Genomic DNA, 7,189 nt, shown 5'->3' with positions numbered 1-7,189 from the left:
CCTTTACGCCGATTAAAAAAATGCAAACAAAATACATTTTTTAATAATGGATTGCTTGATACTTTAATCCATTTTGCTCCTTTTTTTATTATTTGATATACACTCCCATTTTCACTATTTATAACCCAGCCATAATAGGAACTAAAAAACGAAACAGCCACTTTACTAGTATTTATTGTTTTATTTGAAATATGCCACGAATTCCCCTTATCAAATGAGTAATTCATTAAAAATACATCATCATTCATTTTAGTTGGTATTACTAATAAGTTATTTTTATAGATTGCTTTATAAGCCATAGCAGTCCCATTATTAATTCCTTCAAGACTTGGAATATCTTTTATAGGATGCCAACTTTCCCCACCATTTATTGTTTTAAATACCGTTGATGTTTCATAATGTTTTTGTAGTGAAAGAAACCCAATTAGATCGTTTATAAATGTTATCCCTGAAATACTATCACTAATACTTATATTTTTTATTACTTTCCAAACTTTCCCTTTCGTTTTCAAATAGTATAAATTATGTTCAAATTTATTTGATGCAAGCTTTCTAGATAATACAATCCATATACTATCCATATTCGTAGCATGCAATTGTACTTGAACATCAGTCGATTTCTCCCAATCTTCTTCAACCGGTAAAATAAACTCACTCCATCTTTCTCCTCTATTAACTGTATAAAATATAGCTGGCAATAAATCGTCATTCTTTTTTGTTAAACCATATGCCCAAGAGCTTCGAGCGTTTATTGGATATCCAAATAATACAATTGAATTTAGAGGATTAACAACTTCCCATTCTACTCCTCCGTTTCGAGTATATAAGATAGCCTGCTTTTTATTTGTATATTGAATACTAGCCCAACCATATTTATCCGTTCTCATTTGTAAAGAAGTAAATTGAATATCATTATTTTCCAATATATCACCTCATTCTTATTATTTATATATTCGTATGCTATTATTTTCAAAACGTTCTATCATTAGTTATTTAAACCACCCGCTTTATCTACTATCTTTATACTTACTTTCCCTTTTCTTCACCACTCAAATATAACGAAATTCCTTCTATTTTTCCGTTATCATATACAAACGACTATATTTTACAAAATTCAACTATAAAAAATGCACCCCAATTGTAAACTATCCCCAACAATTAGAGTGCACTTTATATAAAATATAGCTTTTAATTTTTAAGCACTTACTACAGTAGCAACCTTATCCATACAAGTAATAAATTGAGTAATAAATGCATCAATTTCCTCTTTTGTAATAATATACGGCGGAAGTAATCGAATAATATTCCCTTGTGTTACATCGACTAACATTCCTTTATTCATTAGCTCAACCTGTAATTTCTTCACATTTTCATTCGTATCATTCAGACTAATTCCAAACATCATGCCAGCATGACGTACTTCCTGAATATAATAAGAGTTTTCTTTCTGAATTTCTTGTAATTTATCATTTAAATATAGTGACGTTTCATACGCTTCGTGCATTAAACCATCTTCAATCAATGTGTTTAATACCGTTAACCCTAAAGCCGTTCCCATTGATGAATGAGCAAACGTTGTCCCGTGATCTCCTGGTGAAAATACATCACATAACTTTTTGCCTACAATAATTCCTCCTAGCGGTATCCCGCCTCCTGCTCCTTTACCAATTTGAATAATATCTGGTGTAATATTAAAATTTTGATAAGCAAATAGTTTTCCCGTTCTACCCATACCACTTTGAACTTCATCAACGACAAGAAGTACATTATATTTTTCACATAAATATTGAACACCATGTAAATATTCACTTGATAAAGGATAAATTCCTCCACTTCCTAAAACAGGCTCTAGCATAATCGCAATTGGTTTTTCTTTAATAATAGTCTCCTCTAATTGGTCTATATTTTCGCGCTCTACTTCATATACAGGAATCGATGTTTTAGGGAAATTTTGATATACACTTTCTTGTCTCGTAAAATGAAGTGCCCCTAACGTACGCCCATGGAAACTATTCTTCAGCACTACAATTCCTTCACGTTCTTCATTCGTATTAGCTCTATATTTATCAATTAATTTCAAAGTTGTTTCTGTCGCTTCCGTACCAGAGTTTGTAAAAAAGACCTTTCCGTTTTTTAATGAGCAATCCACTAATTTCTTTGCATATTCAATCGCAACTGGATTTAAAAAATGAAACGGCAGATGCAACGATTTTGTAACTTGTTCCATTGTCGTTTGTACAATTTTAGGATGATTGTATCCTAATACATTTACTCCTACGCCAGAAAATAAATCTAAATACTCTTTACCATCTACATCATATAGTTTACATCCTTCTCCTCTTTCCATTGCAACCTCTGTACGACAATATGTAGACATCATATATTCTTTATCTAATTGAAACCAATCCGACATGTTAAATTCCTCCTAGTTATTTTTCCTTTTTTAACATTCATTCTCTATATAATCGTTTATAAATTAAGTTTTAAGATTGAAATTTTAATAGTGGTTTTCTTCCACATTTTTTATTAAAACGTGTGCTTTCTCTTCCCGATATTCATTTTTCCATAATTTCTTCTATTTCAACAGGTCCACTACATATGTGTTTTTTTCATCTAGCGGTATGTTACTGCTTTGAACTTTGTATGTCATACATAATCGAGACTATAAAATCATATTTAGTAACAATCGACAAAAAAATTTGGAGGCTATATCGATGAATGAAAACTATGATAAACAGGGGCAATCTTTACTAGGGAATCACTTTAATAAAAAAGGCGAACGTAATGAACAAGCTACCCTTCACTCACAAACAGTTGGTTCACGTGGACCTGTTCTAGAGCAAGATAGTGTACTTCACGAGACGTTACAAGAATTTATTCATGAAAAAATTTTAGAAAGACCTGTTCATGTAAAAGGATTTGGTGCGTTCGGTTATTTTCAAACGATATATTCGATGTCTGAACATACTAAATTAAGTTTTTTACAAAATTCTAATGAGAAAGTTCCTGTTATGGTGCGATTTTCGTTAGCTGTTAGTACGAAAGGAACACCGGATACTGCTAGAAATGTACGCGGTTTTTCTACAAAATTTTATACAAAAGAAGGCATTTTTGACCTTTTATGTAATCACATTCCTGTTTTTTCTGTCCGTGATCCGATGCGTTTCCCTGAAACGATTCAAGCATTATTGCCTTCACCTAAAAATAACTTAATAGACCCTAATAGATTTTGGAGTTTTGTCGCTAAAGCACCTGAATCTATTCATTTTGTTGTCCGTTTATACTCTAATAATGGTACGGCCAAAAGTCTTCGCCACATTCCAGGACATAGTGTTAATACATATGTATGGAGAAATGCGGAAGGTAATCGAAAGTATGTAAAGTATCATTGGTACCCGTTTGAAGGTGTACAGTACATTACTAGTAAAGAAGCAATTAAACTAGCTGCCGAAAATCCTGATTATAGCGGGAAAGATTTATATGATGCTATTGAAAATGGTAAACCAGTGGAGTATGGTTTATACGTCCAGCTCATGGATCCGAAAGATGAAGCGCACCTTTCTTATGATCCTTTAGATGACACAAAAGTATGGGATGAACAAACGTATCCTCTCATACCAGTCGGGAAAATGGTATTAAATAAAAATCCTGAAAATTTTATGGAACAAGTAGAAAAAGTCGCATTCTCCCCTTCTAATTTACTGGATGGTGCAGAACTATCAGATGATAAAATGCTGCAAGGGCGCGCTAACATTTACAGTGATTCACAAAGAAGAAGAATTGGTCCCGAATTTCGTAAATTAACGATTAACCAGCAGCAAGATTGGACACCTGCTAATCAAATTACAACCGGTGAAGGAAGGTACGTTGAAGGTAAACTTGAAAGAGCTTCTATAACGAAACAGGATGACTTTACACAAGCTGGTGAATTTTATACGAAGTTACAGCCAATAGAAAAAGAACATCTCGCTGAAAACTTAGCTAGTGATTTGAAAGTTATATCCGATGATATTAGGGAGATCGTTTTGGGGTATTTCAATCAAGTATCAACTGATTTGAAAACAAAAATCGAGACAAAAATGAAAGAGCATTAAGAAGATTAAAACATGCTTTACGAATGAGAATTCAGATCTATATTAATTATTTTCTTATCAAAATCCAATGAGGTTATTTAATTTAAAAATATAAAGCCAACATATCCCTGTTCTATAATTAGAACAGGGATATGTTGAATTAGTTTAATGTTTAACATTACATACTTTATTTCGCTAAAAAATGTAATAAGTAGCCTTTCAAAACAAACTATAGTAAACTATTTTACTTGTACCGTATAATTCCCTGTTCCACCACCATACTTATATACACTTAAGTAATATTTCCCTGGCTTTGCATTATAATTTCCAAGCAATTTGTTCCCATCACGTTTTGTTGCATAAGCTACATAATTATTTAAATCTGATTCAGAATATAATACCCAGTTCAATCCAAGATTTTGTTCGTTCGTAACAGAAATTTGTAAATCTTTTTGATCCTTTACATCAATAACAAATTTATCCCCCTGATCTTGATCGCTCAAGGTTCCTCTTAACAAAATATTCAAAGATAGTGGGTTTGCTGTTTCAAATGAATTATTCGGTTCTTTTTCTACAGCCGTACCTTCTTCCGTATTCACTCCGCTAAACACAACATCATATTCAAATTGCCCAGCATTATTTACACGGTAATTTACAAAATAAGCAGTCAATGTTTTATATCCAGTCCACTCTTTTCCTGAAAGACGTTTCAACATATCATTCGTTGCTTCATTCATCACTTTCCAGTCCTCAACTTCTCCTTTAGCCGCACTTCCTGTATATGTCCCCTGTAGTGTAAATGTATTAAAGAATTGTGATTTATTCTTTGTTACTTTCACATCTTTTAATTTCGCTTCATTCGTAATATCTGACGTAACGTCCGAAAGCGATTTTGGATCATGCTGAGTTAAATACTCATCTGATACTTGTGGAATTGTATACTTATCACGATTATCAATAAGCATTTGCATATAAGATTGATATTCTTCATTTAACTTATTATCTTTGCTTAATGTAGCACGGTATTCATCGTAACTTGAAACATCATTTGCGCGAATTAAATCATGTACTTTATCGAACATTTCTGGGCGCTTATTATACATATATGATTGCAGTGCAAACGAATAATTATAAAAATCCCACGTTCCATATTTCGCATTTAATGTTTGTGATGCTGTATAACGTTTTGCAGGATCATTAGATAACCCACCAATTATACTTTTTCGTGGTACTACACTATCTAATCGCGTTGCACCTGCAAAGAACTCTGCATTCCCTTCTTCAAACCATGTTAAACGTTCATTTTGATACATTTCCCCTTGGCCCCATAATCCCTGAACTTCGTACCTTCCCTGTAAGTAGTGCGTAAATTCATGGCGGAACAATTCTTCCAGACTATAAATACTTTGCTCTGGTGTACGTTCATATGTAAAGAAAGTCCCTGTCCCTTCAATATAAATCCCACCATTATTCGTTTCATATCCGTACAGTTGACGATTAAATTGATACTCATCTAGGCTATTATAAATAACCATCGTTAACACATCATCAGCATGTCCACTTTCAAGTGGTTTATCGCTACCAACTGTACGATAAAATTGAGAACGCACCTCTTTTGCCGCCCAGTATAGACGTTTAATTTTCTCTTCGCTAACTTTATCCCCAGCTTTAAAGACAATTGCACCATCATCAAACGTATACGTTTTCGGTAAATATTTCTTTTTACCCTCTTCTCGAATTTGATCTAAATTTACAGTTTTTCCATTCGCATCTATTCCTCCATAATTTGTAGTAATTTGTTCTGCCGCAACAAAGTATTGCTCTCCTAAATATGGATAAATTCGCATTGCATCTGTAACAACTTGTTGTCCTTTTGTGGGCGTGCTATGAAGCTTGCCCAATCGGCCAGCATAGTAAATTCCATTATTAATTAACCATCCGTTTTTATTTGTTACTGTACCAAGTAGTGCAAAACGATTTATTTCATTAATAAAGTTATCAATATTTCGAAACCACATCGTATATTTTGGCTCTTTTCCAGTCGTGTACATATCCGTCTGAATATCAAAGTCAATTCCCTTCATCAACTCATATATAGCGTCTCCTTTTGTTCGGTCTTCAATGAAAGTTGCAAGATTATCGTTATATTGTTTAAAAATTTCACCTGCATATAAAACCGTTTCAACATCTGCTGATGCATTTCCAATTAATTTTCCATATGATGCAATTACTTTATTTTGTTCTGATGTACCAAGTTTGAAATTTGGATTTTTTGCAATTGTTTTTAAAGCTGGTAAACATTTATCATGGTAGCTACGCTCATTTAGTTTGCTTAATTCATCATGGTAAAAACCTAAATAAAACGCTGCACGTAGAGCTTCTACTAATGTTTCAATCCCTTTTGAATCATCTTGCGTATAAGCTTGTCCTTGTTCTGCTAGTTTATTAATAATCGCTTGCATTCGGCTATCATCTTGATAGAATTTAAGACTATCACTATTAAACTGAAATAATTCCGGAATTTGATACCATTTAATTGTCACAAGAAGATCAGTTAATTGTTTATTATTTAGTTGATTTAACTCAGCCATCGAATACTTTTTTTCTTCAGCTAACGGCTTAATATTATCGGTTGGTGCTAGTGGACGCTGCGATAAATCCGCTAATTTTAACCGTTTTGTAAAAGATTCATTTTCTTGTACTTTTGAAGGGTGCGCCAATTCATCAACAGATTTCTGTATTCCTACCGGCTCCATTTGTAATACGTTCTTCACATTTTTCTCTTTTGTCTCTGCTTGAATTTGCAAACCATTACATGTTATTGTCACTAGTCCAACACCAAGAATCCACTTAGAAATTTTCGAATATTTAACCATACCATTGCCCCCTAATAATTTAAATGAAAATTCAGAATTTTAAAATCAAAAAACCACTTATTTGTATGTATTTACAGTTCCGCTATAAATACAACTATGATTAATAATGCAATAGTAGCTTGTTTTATACTATTACGAGTACAGATTCCTTACATACAATCTCCCTTCCTTACATGTAATACAAGCAAAAACCGTGCCAATCATATTTCTTATGAATAGCCAACATTCTTTTATAAATAC

4 protein-coding genes are annotated in these 7,189 nt (G+C 32.8%); 1 reads left to right on the top strand and 3 read right to left on the bottom strand.

Annotation, left to right across the window (positions count from 1 at the left end):
* Both GBN78_RS27525 and GBN78_RS27520 read right to left on the bottom strand, forming a co-directional pair.
* Positions 1-923: hypothetical protein (locus GBN78_RS27525; RefSeq protein WP_152127920.1), on the bottom strand; the 923-nt coding region annotated here is incomplete at its 3' end.
* Between the two features lie 272 nt (positions 924-1,195).
* Positions 1,196-2,413 carry an aspartate aminotransferase family protein gene (locus GBN78_RS27520; protein WP_001286469.1) on the bottom strand — a complete coding sequence of 406 codons (1,218 nt, stop codon included), beginning with the start codon at positions 2,411-2,413 and terminating at the stop codon, positions 1,196-1,198.
* A 301-nt stretch (positions 2,414-2,714) separates the two neighbouring features.
* Here GBN78_RS27520 and GBN78_RS27515 point away from each other — a divergent pair, with 301 nt between their 5' ends.
* Positions 2,715-4,094 (top strand): catalase, encoded by a 1,380-nt coding sequence (locus GBN78_RS27515; RefSeq protein WP_152127919.1) that lies wholly within the window; start codon positions 2,715-2,717, stop codon positions 4,092-4,094.
* Between the two features lie 218 nt (positions 4,095-4,312).
* Here GBN78_RS27515 and colA read toward each other — a convergent pair whose 3' ends face one another.
* Positions 4,313-6,949: a collagenase ColA gene (colA, locus tag GBN78_RS27510; RefSeq protein ID WP_152127918.1), complete on the bottom strand. Its 2,637-nt coding sequence runs from the start codon at positions 6,947-6,949 to the stop codon at positions 4,313-4,315.
* Between the last annotated feature and the right edge of the window lie 240 nt (positions 6,950-7,189).

The organism is Bacillus sp. B2-WWTP-C-10-Post-4 (assembly GCF_009183805.1).
GTDB classification, from domain to species: domain Bacteria; phylum Bacillota; class Bacilli; order Bacillales; family Bacillaceae_G; genus Bacillus_A; species Bacillus_A cereus.
This window is presented reverse-complemented; position numbering and strand designations above follow the sequence as displayed.

Excerpts from the sequence above, each read along its gene's own strand:
- colA (WP_152127918.1), bottom strand. The coding sequence starts at position 6,949 with ATGGTTAAATATTCGAAAATTTCTAAGTGGATTCTTGGTGTTGGACTA.
- GBN78_RS27515 (WP_152127919.1), top strand. The coding sequence starts at position 2,715 with ATGAATGAAAACTATGATAAACAGGGGCAATCTTTACTAGGGAATCAC.
- GBN78_RS27520 (WP_001286469.1), bottom strand. The coding sequence starts at position 2,413 with ATGTCGGATTGGTTTCAATTAGATAAAGAATATATGATGTCTACATAT.